The 17,126-nt window shown below is 61.1% G+C and carries 15 protein-coding genes and 2 riboswitches; of the genes, 6 read left to right on the top strand and 9 right to left on the bottom strand.

What is annotated here, in order from left to right:
* Window positions 1-69 precede the first annotated feature (69 nt).
* A complete protein-coding gene (gene metA, locus AC1DNK_RS11455) occupies window positions 70-993 on the bottom strand; it encodes a homoserine O-acetyltransferase MetA (RefSeq protein WP_477941134.1) in 924 nt (307 codons plus the stop codon).
* A gap of 65 nt (window positions 994-1,058) precedes the next feature.
* Window positions 1,059-1,136, bottom strand: a riboswitch (SAM riboswitch).
* Between the two features lie 146 nt (window positions 1,137-1,282).
* Here metA and AC1DNK_RS11450 point away from each other — a divergent pair.
* Window positions 1,283-3,121, top strand: a complete 1,839-nt coding sequence (locus tag AC1DNK_RS11450) for an ABC transporter ATP-binding protein/permease (RefSeq protein WP_477941411.1) — start codon at window positions 1,283-1,285, stop codon at window positions 3,119-3,121.
* A 3-nt stretch (window positions 3,122-3,124) separates the two neighbouring features.
* Here AC1DNK_RS11450 and AC1DNK_RS11445 read toward each other — a convergent pair whose 3' ends face one another.
* The 4 genes from AC1DNK_RS11445 to AC1DNK_RS11430 all read right to left on the bottom strand — a co-directional run bounded on the left by AC1DNK_RS11445 (window position 3,125) and on the right by AC1DNK_RS11430 (window position 6,902).
* The gene (locus AC1DNK_RS11445) at window positions 3,125-3,748 is read right to left on the bottom strand and encodes a hypothetical protein (protein ID WP_477941132.1); all 624 of its coding nucleotides are present in this window, start codon (window positions 3,746-3,748) and stop codon (window positions 3,125-3,127) included.
* Between the two features lie 100 nt (window positions 3,749-3,848).
* Complete coding sequence (locus AC1DNK_RS11440; RefSeq protein WP_477941130.1) at window positions 3,849-5,672, bottom strand: ABC-F family ATP-binding cassette domain-containing protein; 1,824 nt, start codon at window positions 5,670-5,672, stop codon at window positions 3,849-3,851.
* A 3-nt stretch (window positions 5,673-5,675) separates the two neighbouring features.
* Entirely contained in the window at window positions 5,676-6,326 is a 651-nt protein-coding gene (locus AC1DNK_RS11435) for a thiamine diphosphokinase (RefSeq protein WP_112385888.1), read from the bottom strand.
* A 48-nt stretch (window positions 6,327-6,374) separates the two neighbouring features.
* Window positions 6,375-6,902: a MarR family winged helix-turn-helix transcriptional regulator gene (locus AC1DNK_RS11430; protein WP_477941128.1), complete on the bottom strand. Its 528-nt coding sequence runs from the start codon at window positions 6,900-6,902 to the stop codon at window positions 6,375-6,377.
* 115 nt (window positions 6,903-7,017) lie between these two features.
* Here AC1DNK_RS11430 and AC1DNK_RS11425 point away from each other — a divergent pair, with 115 nt between their 5' ends.
* The 5 genes from AC1DNK_RS11425 to AC1DNK_RS11405 all read left to right on the top strand — a co-directional run bounded on the left by AC1DNK_RS11425 (window position 7,018) and on the right by AC1DNK_RS11405 (window position 13,924).
* Window positions 7,018-8,553: an MDR family MFS transporter gene (locus AC1DNK_RS11425; protein WP_477941126.1), complete on the top strand. Its 1,536-nt coding sequence runs from the start codon at window positions 7,018-7,020 to the stop codon at window positions 8,551-8,553.
* 54 nt (window positions 8,554-8,607) lie between these two features.
* Window positions 8,608-8,722: riboswitch (TPP riboswitch) on the top strand.
* A 48-nt stretch (window positions 8,723-8,770) separates the two neighbouring features.
* Window positions 8,771-9,793: a thiamine ABC transporter substrate binding subunit gene (thiB, locus tag AC1DNK_RS11420; protein ID WP_477941124.1), complete on the top strand. Its 1,023-nt coding sequence runs from the start codon at window positions 8,771-8,773 to the stop codon at window positions 9,791-9,793.
* Window positions 9,793-11,430: a thiamine/thiamine pyrophosphate ABC transporter permease ThiP gene (gene thiP, locus AC1DNK_RS11415; protein ID WP_477941409.1), complete on the top strand. Its 1,638-nt coding sequence runs from the start codon at window positions 9,793-9,795 to the stop codon at window positions 11,428-11,430. Before thiB ends, thiP begins: the two co-directional genes overlap by 1 nt.
* Window positions 11,417-12,127 (top strand): thiamine ABC transporter ATP-binding protein, encoded by a 711-nt coding sequence (locus AC1DNK_RS11410; RefSeq protein ID WP_477941123.1) that lies wholly within the window; start codon window positions 11,417-11,419, stop codon window positions 12,125-12,127. Before thiP ends, AC1DNK_RS11410 begins: the two co-directional genes overlap by 14 nt.
* Window positions 12,128-12,379: 252 nt before the next feature.
* Complete coding sequence (locus AC1DNK_RS11405) at window positions 12,380-13,924, top strand: M48 family metalloprotease (protein WP_310296464.1); 1,545 nt, start codon at window positions 12,380-12,382, stop codon at window positions 13,922-13,924.
* A 54-nt stretch (window positions 13,925-13,978) separates the two neighbouring features.
* Here AC1DNK_RS11405 and AC1DNK_RS11400 read toward each other — a convergent pair whose 3' ends face one another.
* From AC1DNK_RS11400 to AC1DNK_RS11385, 4 genes are all read right to left on the bottom strand, one after another.
* Entirely contained in the window at window positions 13,979-14,842 is an 864-nt protein-coding gene (locus AC1DNK_RS11400) for an RNA polymerase factor sigma-32 (RefSeq protein WP_112385893.1), read from the bottom strand.
* A 375-nt stretch (window positions 14,843-15,217) separates the two neighbouring features.
* Window positions 15,218-15,790: a CarD family transcriptional regulator gene (locus AC1DNK_RS11395; RefSeq protein ID WP_112385894.1), complete on the bottom strand. Its 573-nt coding sequence runs from the start codon at window positions 15,788-15,790 to the stop codon at window positions 15,218-15,220.
* A 397-nt stretch (window positions 15,791-16,187) separates the two neighbouring features.
* Window positions 16,188-16,526 (bottom strand): ferredoxin FdxA, encoded by a 339-nt coding sequence (gene fdxA, locus AC1DNK_RS11390; RefSeq protein ID WP_310296467.1) that lies wholly within the window; start codon window positions 16,524-16,526, stop codon window positions 16,188-16,190.
* A gap of 193 nt (window positions 16,527-16,719) precedes the next feature.
* Complete coding sequence (locus AC1DNK_RS11385; protein WP_112540431.1) at window positions 16,720-17,124, bottom strand: RNA-binding S4 domain-containing protein; 405 nt, start codon at window positions 17,122-17,124, stop codon at window positions 16,720-16,722.
* Between the last annotated feature and the right edge of the window lie 2 nt (window positions 17,125-17,126).

The following is a 17,126-nucleotide window of genomic DNA, read 5'->3' as shown; positions in this document are numbered from 1 at the left end:
TGCCAATGCCAAAAAAGAAATGCCGCTGCGGCAAAGGCAGCGGCATAGCATCAACAGATTGATAAGCCGTCAGATTTTCGTGCCGATCTCGTTGAGGTCGTAGGACGTCGTCTGATAGATTTCATTGATCCAGTTGCCGAACAGCAGATGCGCGTGACTGCGCCAGCGATTTTGCGGCGGCAGCGCCGGATCATTATGCGGGAAGTAGTTGTGCGGCATCTTGATCGGCACGCCAGCATTCACGTCGCGGAAATATTCGTCCGACAGCGACGTCGAATCGTATTCGACATGGTTGAAGATGTAGAGGCGCTTGCTTGCCTCTTCCTGAACCAGACAGACGCCCATCTCGCTCGATTCCATAAGGATCTCAAGACCCTGCGCCTTCTCGATGTCGCCGCGGCGCACTTCCGTCCAGCGCGACACCGGAATCTCGAAATTATCCGAGAAACCGTTGAGATAGACGGAGGACGGCTTCAGGTTCTTGTGGCGATAGACGCCGAATGCCTTCTCCTTCAGCTCATGCTTGGGAACGCCGTGGAAGTGGTAGATCGCCGCCATCGCGCCCCAGCAGACATTCATCGTCGAATGCACGTTGGTCTTCGTCCACTCGAAGATTTCCTGCATCTCGCTCCAATAGTTGACGTCTTCGAAGGGCATCAGCTCGATCGGCGCGCCGGTGATGATGAAGCCGTCGAACTTGCGGTGCTTCACCTCTTCCCAGGTCTGGTAGAAGGCCAGCAGATGGTCTTCGGAGGTATTCTTGGCCTTATGGTTGCCGACCCTGATCAGCGACAGCTCGACCTGCAGCGGCGAGGCACCGACAAGGCGCGCCATCTGCACTTCGGTCTTGATCTTGTTCGGCATGAGGTTGAGAAGCCCGATCTGAAGCGGGCGGATATCCTGGCGGATAGCCACTGTCTCAGTCATCACCCGCACACCCTCCTGAACGAGGGTTTCGAAAGCGGGCAGCGTGTCAGGAATCTTGATGGGCATTGCATTCACTCGATCGAACAGGACAACCGGCAAATAAAAAAACCGGTGGCGAAAAAAGAATCGCTACCGGTCCGCACGCGGCCCTTTAGCGACTTATTTAACGTGGCTGCAAGCCGGCCGGCCAAATCACCACAATCCTCTAGATAGCGCTGACAGCGCCGCGAATCAATCGCGATTCGCAACCTGCACTTTGAGCTAGGTAACTCACGCATTAATGACTGGTAGAATCTGTTGATGGACAGCACGCGCTACCATGTTAATCAGGGATGATGCTGTACAGGAATGCATGATGACGGACGACGCCAAAGGCGGGGCTGTCGGCCAGCGGCAAGATAGGGTCGGATACGATCTCAGCCTCGGCTATCGCCTCAAATTGATGTTTTTAGCCTTCTGGGCTTCGAAAGTGCGCGGCAAGATCCTGTCTCTCGCCGCTATCCTTATGTTCGTCATCTTGGCGACGGCCTACGGTCAGGTCGTTCTCAACCGCTGGAACGCGCCGTTCTATGATTCGCTGCAGCGGCGCGATGTCGGCGAGTTCTTCCATCAGCTTCAGATTTTCGGCCTGATCGCCGGCTCTCTGCTACTTCTCAATGTCGGCCAGGCCTGGCTGAACCAGATGACGGCGCTCTATATGCGCGAGGGCCTGACCCGCGATCTCGTCGATCAATGGCTGAAGCACAAGCGGGCCCTGCGGCTCGCCTCAAGCGGGCTGATCGGCGTCAATCCGGACCAGCGCCTGCATGAGGACGCCCGCAACCTTGCCGAAAGCACCACCGGCCTCGTTCTCGGCCTCATCCAGTCGACGATCCTGCTCGTCAGCTTCATCGGCGTGCTCTGGGAGCTGTCGAGCGGCTTCGTCTTCCACTTCCGCACCTATTCCTTCGCCATCCCCGGCTACATGGTCTGGGCCGCCGTCTTCTATGCCGCGTCGGCATCGATCCTCAGCCAGATCGTCGGCAGAAAGCTGGTGCCGATCAACGCCGAGCGCTTCTCCAAGGAAGCCGAACTCCGCTTCTCGCTGATGCACGCCAACGAGAACATGCCGGCGATTACCGTCGCCAGAGGCGAGGAAAACGAGCGCCAGCGCATTAATACCGATATCAGCACGGTTCTCGCTGTGCTCAAGCGGCTGACCATGGCCAATACCAACCTGACCTGGGTTTCCGCCGGTTACGGCTGGCTGGTCATCGTCATCCCGATCATCGTCGCCGCGCCCGCCTATTTCTCCGGCGGCCTGACCTTCGGTGAGCTGATGATGTCGGTCGGCGCCTTCAACCAGGTCAATACGGCGCTGCGCTGGTATGTCGCCAATTTCGGCCCGATCGCCGAATGGCGCGCGACGCTCAACCGCGTCACCGACTTCCGCCATGCGCTTGAGCACATGGATGAACCGCTCAATCCGAAGAACGTCATCGCCTACGAAGACACCGCCGCGGACAGGCTTGTGATGAAGAACGTCACCATCGCCGCCAAGTTGGGCGAAGAGGTCGATCAATGCGGCGGCTTCCGCCTGCACGAGCCCGATGTGACGCTGAAGGCCGGCGAAAAGGTGATGATAAACGGCGATCACAACGTCAATCGGAAGCTTCTCTTCCAGGCGATGGCCGGCCTCTGGCCCTGCGGCAGCGGCACGATGGGCCTCCCGCCCTCCGACGACATCCTGTTCGTCCCCCAGGTCGCCTATATCCCCGGCGGTACGCTGCGCGAGGCGCTCTCCTTCCCCGAACCGGCCGGCTCCTACAAGAACGAGGATATCGAAGCGGCGATGGAAAAGGCCGGCCTGCGCCAGCTGATTGGCCGCCTCGACACGCGGGCGCGCTGGGACAAGGTTCTGGATTCCGACGAACAGAAGGCCATCGGCTTTGCCCGGCTTCTGCTCGTGCGGCCGCGCTGGGTGGTGTTCGACGAAGTGCTTGAAGGCCTGGAGCCGGAATGGCAGGCGACGCTTACCAACCTGCTGACGGCGCTGCCGGAAACATCGATGATCTATATCGGCCGCTCGGAGATCTACATGGAGATCCTGAAGCCGAGGGTTCTCCATCTGGAAGCGATCGCCTCCAAGACGGAAGAACCACCGCCACCGCCGAAAACCGGCACCGGCCGCCCAGCGGCGGCACCGGTTATCTAACGATTACATCGGCTGAACGCCGCTGAGACCGACCGAGACCTGTTTCGAGGAGACGCTGCCGTCGGCAGCCTTTTCGGCGTTGACGATCACCGCCGCGCCTGGCTTCAGATCGTCCTTGGTCGCCGTAGCGATGGTGACGACCTGTGTGCCATCAGGGATGGCGATGGTCTTTTCCTTGCCCTGATAGGTCAGCGTGATCGTCTTGCCGTTGATCGCCTTGACGGCGGTGCTGACGGTCGCGTTGGTCATCTCGGTATTCGGCTTGGCATCCCAGGGGCGGTTGCCCTCGCCGGTACCCTTCATCGATGCCGGAAAGATCATCACCTGCAGCGCGTCATTCGGCCCGCTGCCCTTCGGCATCGAGCCGACGCCAACGAAATCGCCCGGCTTGATGTCATCGACGGCCGCCCGCTGGATGCCGCCAACCCGGAAGCCCGATTGCATGGCGATCGACTGGTCGGTTCCGTCGCGGGTCTTGATGGTCAGCACATCGCCGTTGAGGCTCTCGACGATGCCGCGAATGCGGACGCGCTGCGTATCGTCGGCCTGGCTGGACTGAACGGCTGAAAAGGTGATGGCTGCGGCGGCGAGCGCCGTCAGAAATGCGGAAGAAAGCTTGCGAGACATATGACTATTCCTTGTCGCCACGATAGCAGGCATATCCCCGGCTGCCGGAGCGGACTCTAGAGCCGCACCGGGACACCGGCGAATCAAGGAAACGTGAGAGTCAGCCTTCGATTTCTTCGCGGAGCATTTCCAGCTCCAGCCATTCCTCTTCCATCTTCGTCACGCTGTCGCGCAGCTTTTCCATCTCGGCGGCAAGCTTGTTGAAGGTTGCCGGATCCTTGGTGAAGAGGTTCGGATCGGCCATCTTCGCTTCGCGCTTGGCGATTTCGGCCTCAGCCTTGGCCATTTCCTTCGGCAGGTTCTCGAGTGCGAACTTCTGCTTAAACGAAAGCTTGCCCTTGCCCTTCGGCGCCTCGGCAGAAGGCGAAGCCTCCGCCTTTACCTTTTCGGCCGCCTTCTCCGCCCTGCGACGCTCATCCAGAGCGCCTTTCCGCTGCGCCATCATGTCGGAATAGCCGCCGGCATATTCGATCCACCGGCCATCAGGTGCATCCGGAACGGCAGGCGCAATCGTCGAGGTCACGGTGCGGTCGAGGAAGTCACGGTCGTGGCTGACGAGAATGACCGTGCCCGGAAAGCCGGCGACGATTTCCTGCAGCAGGTCGAGCGTTTCGATATCGAGGTCGTTGGTCGGCTCGTCGAGGATCAACAGGTTTGTCGGTCGCGACAGGATCCGGGCCAGCATGAGACGGGCACGTTCGCCGCCGGAGAGGTTCTTGATCGGCGTGCGCGCCTGCTCGGGCTGGAACAGGAATTCCTTCATGTAGCCGGTCACGTGCCGCTGCTCGCCGTTGACAAGCAGGTTTTCGCCGCGGCCATCGGTTAGGTAATTGGCCAGCGTGTCGTCGAGGTTGAGTTCCTCGCGCTTCTGGTCGAGCGTCGCGATCTCGAGATTCGTGCCAAGCTTCACGGTGCCGCTGTCGGGCGCCAACTGGCCGGTCAGCATCTTCAGCAGCGTCGTCTTGCCGGCACCGTTCGGGCCGACGAGACCGATGCAATCACCGCGATGCACGCGAATAGAAAACGGCGTGACGATGGGCCGCTCGCCATATGTCTTGGTGATCTTGTCTGCCTCGATCACCAGCTTGCCGGATTCCTGCGCATCCGAAACGCTCGCCTGGACACTGCCCTGCGGGCCCTTGTGGCCGCGATATTGCGAGCGCATGGTCTGCAGTTCACCGAGGCGGCGCATGTTGCGCTTGCGGCGCGCGGTAACGCCATAGCGCAGCCAATGCTCTTCGCGCTCGATCGCCTTGCCGAGCTTGTGCTGTTCCAGCTCCTCGGCCTCCAGCACCTGATCGCGCCAGACTTCGAAATGCCCGAAGCCACGATCCAGACGCCGCGACGTGCCGCGATCGAGCCAAACGGTTGCCGTCGAGACCTTTTCGAGGAAGCGGCGGTCGTGCGAGATCAGCACGAGGGCGCTGCGCGTCTTCTGCAGCTCGCCTTCCAGCCATTCGATGGTCGGCAGGTCGAGATGGTTGGTCGGCTCGTCGAGCAGCAGGATATCCGGCTCCGGCGCCATGACGCGGGCAAGTGCTGCGCGGCGGGCTTCGCCGCCGGAAAGGTTCTTCGGGTCTTCCTCGCCGGTGAGGCCGAGATGCGACAGCAGATAGGTGACGCGATAGGGATCGTCGCCCGGCCCAAGCCCGGCCTCGGCATAGGCCTGCACCGTTGCAAAACTTCCGAAATCAGGAGCTTGCTCAAGATATCGGACCGTTGAGGATGGATGCCGGAACAGCTCGCCGGACTGCGCCTCGGCAATGCCGGCCGCGATCTTCAGCAGCGTCGACTTGCCGGAACCGTTGCGGCCGACGAGGCAGATCTTGTCACCCGGCTCGACCTGCAGGCTTGCGCCCGCCAGCAACGGCGCGCCGCCGAAGCTCAGAAAGATGTCGTCCAGTTTGAGAATGGGAGGCGCCAAGGATCAGACTCCGGAAAGGTCATAGGGGCGGGCAAGGACGATCGCGCGGCCACTGCCGAGCGTGAACCGAACCTTGCCTTCTGCCACATTGGAAATGGTACGCGACGAGCCGAACGGCAAATGGAAATCCGAGAGCGGATAGCGCGCGTTTTCGATGAAGAGACCGCGCAATTCGCTGAAGCCCGGCACCGAAAACAGGCTGTTCTTCGGCAGGTCGAGCTCGATGGAACCTGAAAGAAGCGGAACTGCTTCCTCCAGCCCCGAAGTGAGCAACAGGTCGATACCCTGTTCGGCGAGGCTGACGGCATAGAGGAGGTGCTGAAGCGCATGATCGGACCGTTCCCCCGCCAGCGCACCGGCAAGGATCAGCCGTTTCGCGCCACGGGCTATCGCTTCCGAAACGGCGATCTCACCATCCGTCGAGGCTTTGGCCGCGGGATAGGGCTGCTTCGGCACGCCCGGAAACGCACCTTCGAGATCCGGTGCGGTGGAATCGAAATCGCCCACCCAGAGCTCCGGCACGACACCGAGCTCTGCCGCATGCCGCATGCCGCCATCGGCCGCGATGAACCGGCTGCCGGCAATCGCACTGCGCAGCCGCTCTGTCGGCGTCAGCTCACCGCCGAGCAGGATCGTGAAGGTCGTCTGGGTCATGGGCAATGCCCATAGCGCAAAGCAGGGGTCGAGGGAAAGGGGCGGGGCTTAACCGGGCGTGCCCTTATCGCGCCGTTCGAAGGCTTTTTCATAACCGTCGATAAAGCGCTCATAGAGTGCTGCGAAGGCATCGACGTCCGTCTCGCTCCAGCCGTCGAGGATTTCTGTGATCAACGACAGCTTCTGCGCCCGGATTTCCGACAGCAGCCGCTGGCCGATCGGCGTCATCACCACGACGATGCGCCGCGCATCGGCTTGCGATGCTTCGCGGCGAAGAATGTTGCGGCTGACCATGTCGGCCACCACGCGGCTGGCGCGAGACGGATCGATCCGCAGCATTTCTGCAATCATCCCGACCGTCACTTCATCGGCCGGCTGCGCACGGCGCACGGCGTCAAGAACATCGAGATGCGAGAGCTCGAGATCCGGCGCGACGCTCTGGATTGCCAGACGCCCGATCAGCCGGCGCCCTGTCATCAGCTTCATCCGGGTCATGCTCTGGCCGATGCTGGAAACGCTTTCGTTCTCCAGTGACAGCGGATCAAGCTCGTGAATGCGGGCGGGTTTCTCGTTCATGCGCCGAGCATAACAGAAGGCTTGCGCGAAGGAAATATGCCTGCGTCATTCTGGTGTCATTGACATTTATATGCTTTTGTCACATAAATTGGCGATCAAGATTGGAACTGTCTTCATGGATATGCAGCTTGCCTCCCAGCCGCTCGTGACGGATCCCCGCCGCAGGCTTATTCTCTTCCTGTTTCTGATGACCGCGATGTTCATGGCAACGCTGGACAATCAGATCGTCTCGACGGCGCTGCCGACCATCGTCGGCGAATTCGGCCACCTCGAACGCTTCGGCTGGATCGGCTCCGCCTATCTGCTGTCGCTGAGCGCCGTTATGCCCGTCTATGGCAAGCTCGGTGACCTCTTTGGCCGCAAATACGTGATGATGACCGCAATCGCCATCTTCACCGTCGGCTCCGCCGTTTGTGGTCTCGCCGTCTCGATGAACACGCTGATCGCCGCCCGCGTGCTCCAGGGCCTCGGCGGCGGTGGCATCATGGTATCGATCTTTGCCGTCAATGCCGATCTCTTCGAGCCGCGCGAACGAGCCCGCTACCAGAGCTATTCCAGCCTGGTTCTGATGGCCTCGAGCGCCATCGGCCCCGTTCTCGGCGGCATGATGAGCGATCTCTTCGGCTGGCGCTCGATCTTCCTCGTCAACGTGCCGATCGGTTTCATTGTCTTGATCGGCCTCGCGCTGATGCTGCCCTATCGCAAGCCGCACCGCCGCCCGAAGATCGATTATGCCGGCGCCCTTCTGCTCGCGATGACGACGACGAGCATCGTGCTGATGGCCGACGGCAGCGAACTGTTCGGCTCGATCCTGGCGCCGCAGAGCCTGGGGATCATCGGTATCGGCGCGCTTTGCGCCATCGCCTGGGTCTTCGTCGAGCGCCGCGCCGCCGAACCGATCGTGCCGCTGTCGCTGTTCCGCAACCCGACCTTCCCGCTTCTCCTGATCATGTCGATCACCGGCGGCGGCATCGCGATCGGCATGGCAAACTACTTCGCGCTGTTCCTGCAGACGACGACGGGCCTGTCGCCCTCGCATGCCGGCCTGCTCTTCGTCATGTTGACCGGCGGCCTCGTCTGCGGTTCGCTCTTTGCCGGGCGCATGATCTCGCGCACCGGACGCTACAAGCCCTTCGCCATCGCCAGCCTCTCCTGCAGCGCTGTGGCCTTTGCACTCCTGACGCAGGTCCATGCCGGTACGCCGCTGCCGATTATAGGCTTGCTGATGATGCTGCACGGCATCGGCATCGGTCTGTCGCAGCAGGTGCCCGTCATCGGCGTCCAGAACGCCGCTCCGGCGCGTGACGTCGGCGCCGCCACCGGTTCCGTCACGCTGTCGCGCATGGGCGGCGCCTCGATCGCCATCTCCATCTACGGCGCCATCATCGGCTCGCAGCTGGCGAAGGTCGGCATCTCCATCCCCGGCGTTACGGATATCGAGCAGCTGACGCCGAAGATGATGGCAGCCCTCCCGGAAGCCAGCCGCCAGGCTGTCGCCGATGCCTATGCCAGCGCCTTCACGCCGCTGTTCATGACCTCCTGCGCCTTTGCTCTGATTGGATTGATTGCAGCGCTTTCGCTGAAACCGGTCCAGTTGCCGCGCCACGGCGAGACCAAGAACACGGCCGCAGCCGCCGAAGCCGCCGAGTAGCGGCAAGGGCGCGCTGCGCCCTTGTCATAAAGCCTGCATCACTATACATCTGCCAACGCTCTAACGGGGTGCCCTGTATCCGCAAGGATATCTGGCTGAGAGGCTTTCAAGCCAACCCGCGGAACCTGATCCGGCTAACACCGGCGGAGGGATTAGACGCGTGACACCAGGCACCGCCCTTTTCCCCATGAAACAACTTTTTAGGAGGAGGCGCGCCATGCCCGGCCGCAAACCATTGATCGCATCATTCGCCACGGCTTTCCTTGCCGCAACCGTCACTCTGTCGCCGGCGCAGGCCGCCGACAAGACGCTGACGGTCTACACCTACGAGAGCTTCACCTCGGAATGGGGCCCCGGCCCCAAGGTCAAGGAGGCCTTCGAAAAGACCTGCGCCTGCACGGTCAATTTCGTCAGCGTCGCCGATGGCGTGGCGCTTCTCTCCCGCCTCAAGCTCGAAGGCGCCTCGACCAAAGCCGACGTCGTGCTCGGCATCGATACCAACCTGATCACCGAAGCCAAGGACACCGGCCTGTTCGACGTAAGCGGCGTCGATACCAGCGACCTCAAGGTACCGGGCGATTTCAAGGACGATGTCTTCGTTCCCTATGACTATGGCCACTTCGCCATCATCTACGACACGCAGACCATCAAGAACCCGCCGAAGAGCATGCAGGAACTGGTCGACGGCGATCCATCGCAAAAGATCGTCATCGAGGATCCGCGCACCTCGACGCCCGGCCTTGGACTGCTGCTCTGGGTAAAGTCCGTCTATGGCGACAAGGCGCCGGAGGCTTGGGCCAAGCTCAAGAACCGCATCTTGACGGTGACCCCCGGCTGGTCGGAAGCCTATGGCCTGTTCACCAAGGGCGAAGCGCCGATGGTCCTGTCCTACACGACCTCACCGGCCTATCACATGGTCGCCGAGAATACCGACCGCTACCAGGCTGCAGCCTTCTCCGAAGGTCACTACATCCAGATCGAAGTCGCAGGCCTGCTGAAAAACGCTCCCGACAAGGACCTCGCTCGTGACTTCCTGAAGTTCATGGTGACGCCGGGTTTCCAGGACACGATCCCGACCAACAATTGGATGATGCCGGTCTCGGCCACCTCCACGCCGCTGCCGGATGCCTTCGGCAAGCTGGTCAATCCGTCCAAGACCTTCCTGATGAGCCCCGATGACGTCGCCAAAAACCGCAAGACCTGGATCGACGAGTGGCTGACAGCCATGAGCATGAACTGATGCTGCAGACGGCGGCGGAACGGCGAAATGCGCTGGCGGGCGGGTCAATCGGCCTCGCCGCCATCCTGCTTTTCATCGGCATAGCCGCCATCTCGCTTGCTGCCTCCGGCGGCAGCAATGCGTTCGCCGGCATCATCTCAGATCCCTACATTCTCCGCGTCCTGCGTTTCACGCTGCTGCAGGCCGTCCTTTCGACCTTGCTCTCCGTTCTCCTGGCACTCCCGGTCGCGCGGGCACTTGCCCGCCAGCCAAACTTTCCCGGCCGTATCTGGATCATCCGGCTGATGGCCGTGCCAATGGGATTGCCCGTTCTGATCGGCGCGCTCGGGCTCATCGGCATCTGGGGACGGCAGGGCCTGCTCAATACCGCATTGCTCAAGCTCGGCCTGTCCGAACCCGTCAGCATCTACGGCCTGACCGGCATCCTGCTCGCTCACGTCTTCTTCAACTTGCCGCTCGCCTGCCGGCTGATGCTCGCCGGCCTGGAGAGGCTGCCGTCCGAATACTGGCTGATGGCAAGTAATCTCGGCATGCGCCCGCGCGCCGTCTTCCGCTTCATCGAATGGCCGGCGATCCGCGGCCTGATCCCCGGCATTTCTGGGCTGATCTTCATGCTCTGCGCCACCAGTTTCACGCTGGTGCTGACGCTTGGCGGCGGACCAGCGGCAACGACGATCGAGGTGGCGATCTACCAGTCGCTGCGTTTCGACTTCGATCCGGGCCGCGCGGTAGCTCTGTCCTTGCTGCAGATTACCCTGACCGGCCTCATCCTCGGCGCCATGTCGTTTCTCCCCGCCAGCCGTGATGAAGGGCTGACCGCCGGACGCCACTCCATGCGTTTCGATGGCAGAATGCCAATGGCAAAATTGTCGGATGGCCTGCTCCTCGTCCTCGCCACGGCTTTTCTGCTTTCGCCATTGCTTTCCGTGTTGGTGGCGGGCCTGAGAGCCGACCTCCCAAAGCTGGTCGGCGAGCCGGTCTTCTGGCAAGCCGCAGCGATGAGCTTCGGCATATCCCTTTCTGCCGCCACATTGACCCTTGTCGTATCAGCAGCCCTGATCCGCGCTCGCCAGACCATCAGTGGGGAAAGGCGCTCCGGGCGCGGCAGCCGCGCCCTCTACGCCGCGATGGGCGGAGCCTCGTCAATGGTGCTGCTGGCGCCTCCCGTAGTGCTTGCGACCGGCTGGTTCATGGCGCTCAGGCCATTCGGCGACGCCTCTGTTTTTGCGCCCGTCCTCGTCGTTCTGATCAACATGCTGATGGCTCTGCCCTTCGTCATGCGCGTGCTTGAACCGGCCTATCTCGTCCATCAGCGCCGCACCGCGCGCCTCTCGGCAAGTCTCGGGATAACCGGCGCGGCGCGGCTGCGGCTTGTCGACTGGCCGGGGCTGCGCAAGCCGTTGCTGACCGCCCTGTCTTTCGCTATGGCGCTGTCGCTCGGCGATCTCGGCGCTGTCGCCCTGTTCGGATCCGATGGCTTTGTCACGCTTCCATGGCTGGTCTACAGCCGCATGGGAAGCTACAGAACCAACGATGCCGATGGCCTTGCGCTGATCCTCGGCGTCATTTGCCTATTGCTGACGATTGCCGGAACATCCGGCCAGATGCGAGGACATGGTGCCGATGACGGCCGCTGATATCACCGTGCAGAACGTTCGCCTCACGCTCGGCAGCCACGCCTTCCATTTCGATTGCACGCTGCCCGGCGGCCAGATCATTGCCGTGACAGGCCCATCGGGCGCCGGCAAGTCGACCTTCCTCAATCTGCTGGCAGGCTTCGAGACGCCGGAGAGCGGCCGCGTTCTGCTCGCCGGACATGATGTCACCGGCAGTCACCCGGCCGAGCGGCCCGTCTCGCTGGTCTTTCAGGACAATAATCTTTTCGCCCATCTCGATATCTTCACCAATGTCGGGCTGGGCATTAATCCGGCCCTGAAGCTCACACCGGCGGACCGCAGCCACATCTCGGCGGCGCTGGCTCAGGTCGGCCTGACAGGCTTCGAAAAAAGGCTTCCTGCAACGCTTTCCGGCGGCGAAAGGCAGCGCGCTGCCTTCGCTCGCGCCCTTGTCCGCAAGCGGCCGATCCTGCTTCTCGATGAACCCTTTGCCGCCCTCGACCCCAGCCTGCGCAATGGCATGGCGGAGCTTCTGACGGCGATGCAGCGCGAGACCGGAGCGACCGTCATCATCGTTTCGCACGACCCCGATGAGGTTCGCCGCATTGCACAATATGGCGTTTTCATCGACCATGGCGCGATTGCACTCGCCGCGCCGTTGGGCGAGTATCTGGCTGATCAGAGCACGCCCGCATTGCGGCAATTTCTGCAGCGCTGACGAATATCCACGCCGCGATGGCACTTTCGCCACAATTTCATTGGAGCGAAAGAACTCCTTAACCACGCTAAGCTTGCTAAATTACAACGGCGCCATAATTACGCAGAGTCTCGCTATGCAACCGATGCGGAAATCAGCTACAGCAATGACGTCTGTTCCCCCGTTGTGCAATGCGAGAAGCGGGATGGGCGCCTGTTGAACCCCGTTGGAAGTGGCCGGATCGAACATTTGGCGAGCCGGCCGAAAAGCAAGATGACTCGGAGAGCCAGACTGGACAGCATGACGACGTGGACGAGACCCGCGCCTTCCAGGAACGTGCTATCCGCTTTGCGTCAACGGGGACGGCATGCGCTGCTTTTGACGGCAGCGGCCATGGCTCTCAACGGCTGTCAGTCGATCATCGAACAGTCCTACCAGCCGACGGTTTCCCCCTCGTCCAATCCGCAGATCGTCGATGAGGTCCAGAAGAACGACCCGCGCGCCGCGATGGGTGCCCGGGAGCATCCGCGCATCGTCGCCAGCTATGGCGGCGAATACAAGGATGCCAAGACCGAGCGGCTTGTCGCCCGCATTGCCGGCGCCCTGACGGCGGTTTCCGAAAATCCGAGCCAGTCCTACCGCATCACCATCCTGAATTCGCCGGCGATCAATGCCTTCGCGCTTCCGGGCGGCTACCTCTATGTGACCCGCGGCCTGCTGGCGCTCGCCAACGACGCTTCCGAAGTCGCTGCCGTGCTATCGCATGAGATGGGCCACGTGACCGCGAACCACGGCATCGAGCGCCAGAAGCGCGAAGAGGCGGAAGTCATTGCCAGTCGCGTGGTCGCCGAAGTCCTGTCGAGCGATATCGCCGGCAAGCAGGCTCTCGCCCGCGGCAAGCTGCGTCTCGCCGCCTTCTCCCGCCAGCAGGAACTGCAGGCCGACGTGATCGGCGTGCGCATGCTGGGTGAGGCAGGCTACGATCCCTACTCGGCGGCGCGCTTCCTCGACAGCATGGCCGCTTACAGCCGCTTCATGTCGGCCGACCCCGACGCCGACCAGAGCCTCGACTTCCTGTCGAGCCACCCGAACTCGGCACAGCGCATCGAGCTTGCGCGTGACCACGCCCGCGCCTTCGGCCAGGAAGGCAAGGTCGGCGACAAGGGCCGTGACTATTATCTCGATGGCATCGACGGCCTGCTCTACGGCGACAGCCCGGAAGAGGGCTATGTGCGCGGCCAGACCTTCCTGCATGGCGGCCTCGGCATCCGCTTCGACGTACCGCCCGATTTCACCATCGACAACAAGGTCGAAGCCGTCATGGCGACCGGCCCGGGCGATGTCGCGATCCGCTTCGACGGCGTGGCCGACAGCAACAACCAGAGCCTGACAAATTATATCTCGAGCGGCTGGGTGACAGGCCTCGACCCGTCGACCATCCAGCCGACGACAATCAACGGCATGGAAGCCGCAACCGCCCGCGCCAGCGCAGATCGCTGGGATTTCGACGTAACCGTCATCCGCAACAACCAGCAGATCTTCCGTTTCCTGACGGCCGTGCCGAAGGGCAGCACAGCGCTGCAGCAGACGGCCGACGTGCTGAGAGCGAGCTTCCGCCGCATGACGCCGGACGAGATGTCTTCGCTGAAGCCGCTGCGCATCCGCGTCGTCACTGTACGCGCCGGCGACAACATCACCACGCTCGCGGCCCGGATGATGGGCACCGATCGCAAGCTCGACCTTTTCAAGCTGATCAACGCCCTGCCGATGGGCGCGTCCGTTGCACCCGGCGACCGCGTGAAAATCATCGCCGAATAAAAAAGGCCCGGTGCGAACCGGGCCAGTCTGTGCTTCTGGGAGTAAAGACTACTTTCAGGCGTAGGCGGCCATATGCGGATCGGCGCTGACAAGCGCGCTGCGCAACTTTTCCATCGCCCGGCTCTCGATCTGGCGCACGCGTTCCTTCGAAATTCCTAGATCGGCGCCAAGCTCTTCGAGAGTCGCTCCGTCTTCGGCCAGGCGCCGTGCACTGATGATCTTCATCTCGCGCTCGTTGAGATGCGTCAGCGCCGAGGCCAGCCAGACGCGGCGGCGCTCGCCGTCGATCATGTTCGTCACCTGCTCGTCCGGCAGTGGCTCGTTGCTGACGAGGAAATCCATCTTCTCGGCGCTATCGGCGTCCCCGGAGACCGAAGGCGCCTGCAACGACGCATCGTTGCTGGAGAGCCGCGCATCCATCGTCTGGACGTCCGCAAGGCTGACGCCGAGCGCAGCAGCGATCTCCTGATGGATCGACTGTACGGTCAACTGGGTGTCGCCACGCGCCAGCTTGGCGCGCAACCGGCGAAGATTGAAGAACAGCGCCTTCTGCGCTGAGCTTGTGCCGCCGCGAACAATCGACCAGTTTCGCAGGATATAATCCTGGATGGAGGCACGGATCCACCAGCTGGCATAGGTCGAAAATCGCACTTCGCGTTCGGGCTCGAACCGCGCTGCAGCTTCAAGCAGACCGACATACCCTTCCTGGACAAGATCGCTCATCGGCAGGCCGAAATTGCGGAACTTCCCGGCCATCGAGATGACAAGACGCATATGCGCCATGGCGATCTGGTTGCGCGCGCCGCGGTCGTCATTGTCCTTCCAGCGGATCGCCAGCTGATGCTCTTCCTCGCGGGCAAGATAGGGAGCCGCCATCGCAATTTTGATCATGCGCCGGTCTGCAGACATGTTCCTCATATCGGTCTCCTAAAATCAGGCCTCGCGCCCAAACAAAAAACAACGAAGGTTCGTTTCCGGAACGTAGCCGCCCGGATCAAATTCAGCTCTCGAATGCAAAAGGCCTCTCTCCTGGACTTTTCAGGAGGAGGCCCTATCTCTTCAACAAGTACCGGTCAGACGGTCAGGCAGGATCTGATTCTTCAAGTTGCCGTTCCGGCAAAATGTGGAAGCCATGACCCACTCCTCGTCCAGCGTTCAAACCAGCGGACGAACGGTGGACTCCACCGGTTTTTTGTCCGCACTTACGAGATTTAAACGCGTCAGCGCGGAAAAAGTTCCAATAAAAAACCCGGCTCGAAGGCCGGGTTTTTTGCAAGGAAAAACAAAGTGCTATTATGCGGCTTCGTCCTGGGAGTCGTCTTCTTCGATTGCCTTGCCGCGCTTCGGACCCTTGTTGAGGTTGGTCTCGACGAGACGGACGGCTTCCGTTTCCGACATCTTGTTCACGGCAGCGATTTCGCGAGCCATACGGTCGAGGGCAGCTTCATAAAGCTGACGCTCGGAATAGGACTGCTCCGGCTGGTTTTCGGCACGATAGAGATCGCGCACGACTTCTGCGATGGAAATCAGGTCGCCGGAATTGATCTTGGCATCATATTCCTGCGCACGGCGGGACCACATGGTACGCTTGACACGAGCCTTGCCCTGCACAACCTTGAGCGCGCGCTCAACGAAGTCGGTTTCCGACAGCTTGCGCATGCCGATGCTCATCGCCTTTGCGACCGGAACCTTCAGACGCATCTTGTCCTTTTCGAAATCGATAACGAAAAGTTCGAGCTTCATGCCGGCAACTTCTTGCTCTTCGATAGCGGTGATGGTACCGACGCCATGAGCGGGGTACACGATCGATTCACCGGTCTTGAAGCCGTGGCGAGCTGCTGAAGGTTTTTTCTGCTGGGTCGTCATACTAATCAAAAACTCCCTGTTACGCTTCCGGCGGCGGCCGGAGCCGGGTCAGTCAGGCCCGGATGAGACGGTAGAATTCCCGTCGGGTGACTTCACTCTGGTCCCACCAGACATAAGCAAAGAAATTCGTGCACGCGATTAACGATCGGACAGCTCAACTCGTTGATATGTCACGGAAACCGCGTACGGATTTAATTTGCTTTCGTGATGGTTTTGGGCACGCCTCGTGCCTCAAATGGGTCAGTCTCTAGAACCTATCACAAAAATATGAGGAAATCAATAATTTGGTGCGTGTGAGTCATGCGGGCAACACATGGCTCACATATTAGTGAAGCATCACTTGAAACGTTTAAGCGCCTTCTTAACCCGATTTCAGGCGGATTTCAGCAGCTTGAACTCAATCGCCCGCGCCGGGCTTTTCGGAGAAGTACTTCTCGAATTTGCCGGTCTCGCCGTCCATTTCCTTGGCCTCGGGCATCGAGTCCTTCTTGACGGTAATATTGGGCCAGACGCTGGCATATTCAGCGTTGATCTTGAGCCATTTGTCGAGACCCGGCTCGGTATCCGGCTTGATTGCCTCGGCAGGACATTCGGGTTCGCAAACGCCGCAGTCGATGCATTCGTCGGGATGGATGACGAGGAAATTCTCGCCTTCATAGAAGCAATCGACCGGGCAGACTTCCACGCAGTCGGTATATTTGCAGCGAATGCAATTGTCGGTCACGACATAGGTCATGATGAACTCCAGGATTTCACGCGAGCGGGGAGACGAACCTGGAACGTCGCGTCTTTCCCTGTGCCGGAGGAGCAGCGTTGACTGGCTTGGGAGGCAAGAACGCAGTCCGGCGAGTTGATTGTGACGTATCGGCTTTACAGGCTGATTTCAAGGATTATCCATCTTCAAAAACCGGTGGCGCAGACAGAGTTTTCTAATCCTCGCCCGACTGGAGCCTGTCGATTGCCCGCCGCTCTTTCTTTGTCGGCCGTCCTGCCCCCGCGCCGCGGATCGCTTGCTCGTAGGCGGTGAGACGTTTCGTCTCATCTTCAGGCGGCGTGATGTTCTCGTAAAGGCGCTGCGCCTCTTCGAAAGGCCCCCGCCGCTCGCCCGGCAGCTTGACTAGAAGGACGACGTCCCGGCGATCGAGTTGCAGCTCGACGCGATCGCCCGCCTTGACTGTCTGGCTGGGCTGGATGGCACGCTCGCCGTTGATGCGAACGTGCCCCGATTGCACATGGCTTTGCGCCAGGGAGCGGGATTTCACCATGCGCGTGAAGAACAGCCACTTGTCGATGCGCTGGCGCGAACCGCTTGCTGGCTGTGTCTCCCCGCCCATCG

This window comes from Rhizobium sp. 01N424, assembly GCF_056399485.1.
This window is presented reverse-complemented; position numbering and strand designations above follow the sequence as displayed.

What these genes read in the sequence shown, in the direction of transcription:
- metA (WP_477941134.1), bottom strand. Translation starts at nt 993, where the DNA reads ATGCCCATCAAGATTCCTGACACGCTGCCCGCTTTCGAAACCCTCGTT.
- AC1DNK_RS11385 (WP_112540431.1), bottom strand. Translation starts at nt 17,124, where the DNA reads ATGGGCGGGGAGACACAGCCAGCAAGCGGTTCGCGCCAGCGCATCGAC.
- AC1DNK_RS11425 (WP_477941126.1), top strand. Translation starts at nt 7,018, where the DNA reads ATGGATATGCAGCTTGCCTCCCAGCCGCTCGTGACGGATCCCCGCCGC.
- AC1DNK_RS11405 (WP_310296464.1), top strand. Translation starts at nt 12,380, where the DNA reads ATGACTCGGAGAGCCAGACTGGACAGCATGACGACGTGGACGAGACCC.
- AC1DNK_RS11445 (WP_477941132.1), bottom strand. Translation starts at nt 3,748, where the DNA reads ATGTCTCGCAAGCTTTCTTCCGCATTTCTGACGGCGCTCGCCGCCGCA.
- thiP (WP_477941409.1), top strand. Translation starts at nt 9,793, where the DNA reads ATGCTGCAGACGGCGGCGGAACGGCGAAATGCGCTGGCGGGCGGGTCA.
- AC1DNK_RS11430 (WP_477941128.1), bottom strand. Translation starts at nt 6,902, where the DNA reads ATGAACGAGAAACCCGCCCGCATTCACGAGCTTGATCCGCTGTCACTG.
- AC1DNK_RS11435 (WP_112385888.1), bottom strand. Translation starts at nt 6,326, where the DNA reads ATGACCCAGACGACCTTCACGATCCTGCTCGGCGGTGAGCTGACGCCG.
- AC1DNK_RS11410 (WP_477941123.1), top strand. Translation starts at nt 11,417, where the DNA reads ATGACGGCCGCTGATATCACCGTGCAGAACGTTCGCCTCACGCTCGGC.
- thiB (WP_477941124.1), top strand. Translation starts at nt 8,771, where the DNA reads ATGCCCGGCCGCAAACCATTGATCGCATCATTCGCCACGGCTTTCCTT.
- AC1DNK_RS11450 (WP_477941411.1), top strand. Translation starts at nt 1,283, where the DNA reads ATGACGGACGACGCCAAAGGCGGGGCTGTCGGCCAGCGGCAAGATAGG.
- fdxA (WP_310296467.1), bottom strand. Translation starts at nt 16,526, where the DNA reads ATGACCTATGTCGTGACCGACAATTGCATTCGCTGCAAATATACCGAC.
- AC1DNK_RS11395 (WP_112385894.1), bottom strand. Translation starts at nt 15,790, where the DNA reads ATGACGACCCAGCAGAAAAAACCTTCAGCAGCTCGCCACGGCTTCAAG.
- AC1DNK_RS11400 (WP_112385893.1), bottom strand. Translation starts at nt 14,842, where the DNA reads ATGAGGAACATGTCTGCAGACCGGCGCATGATCAAAATTGCGATGGCG.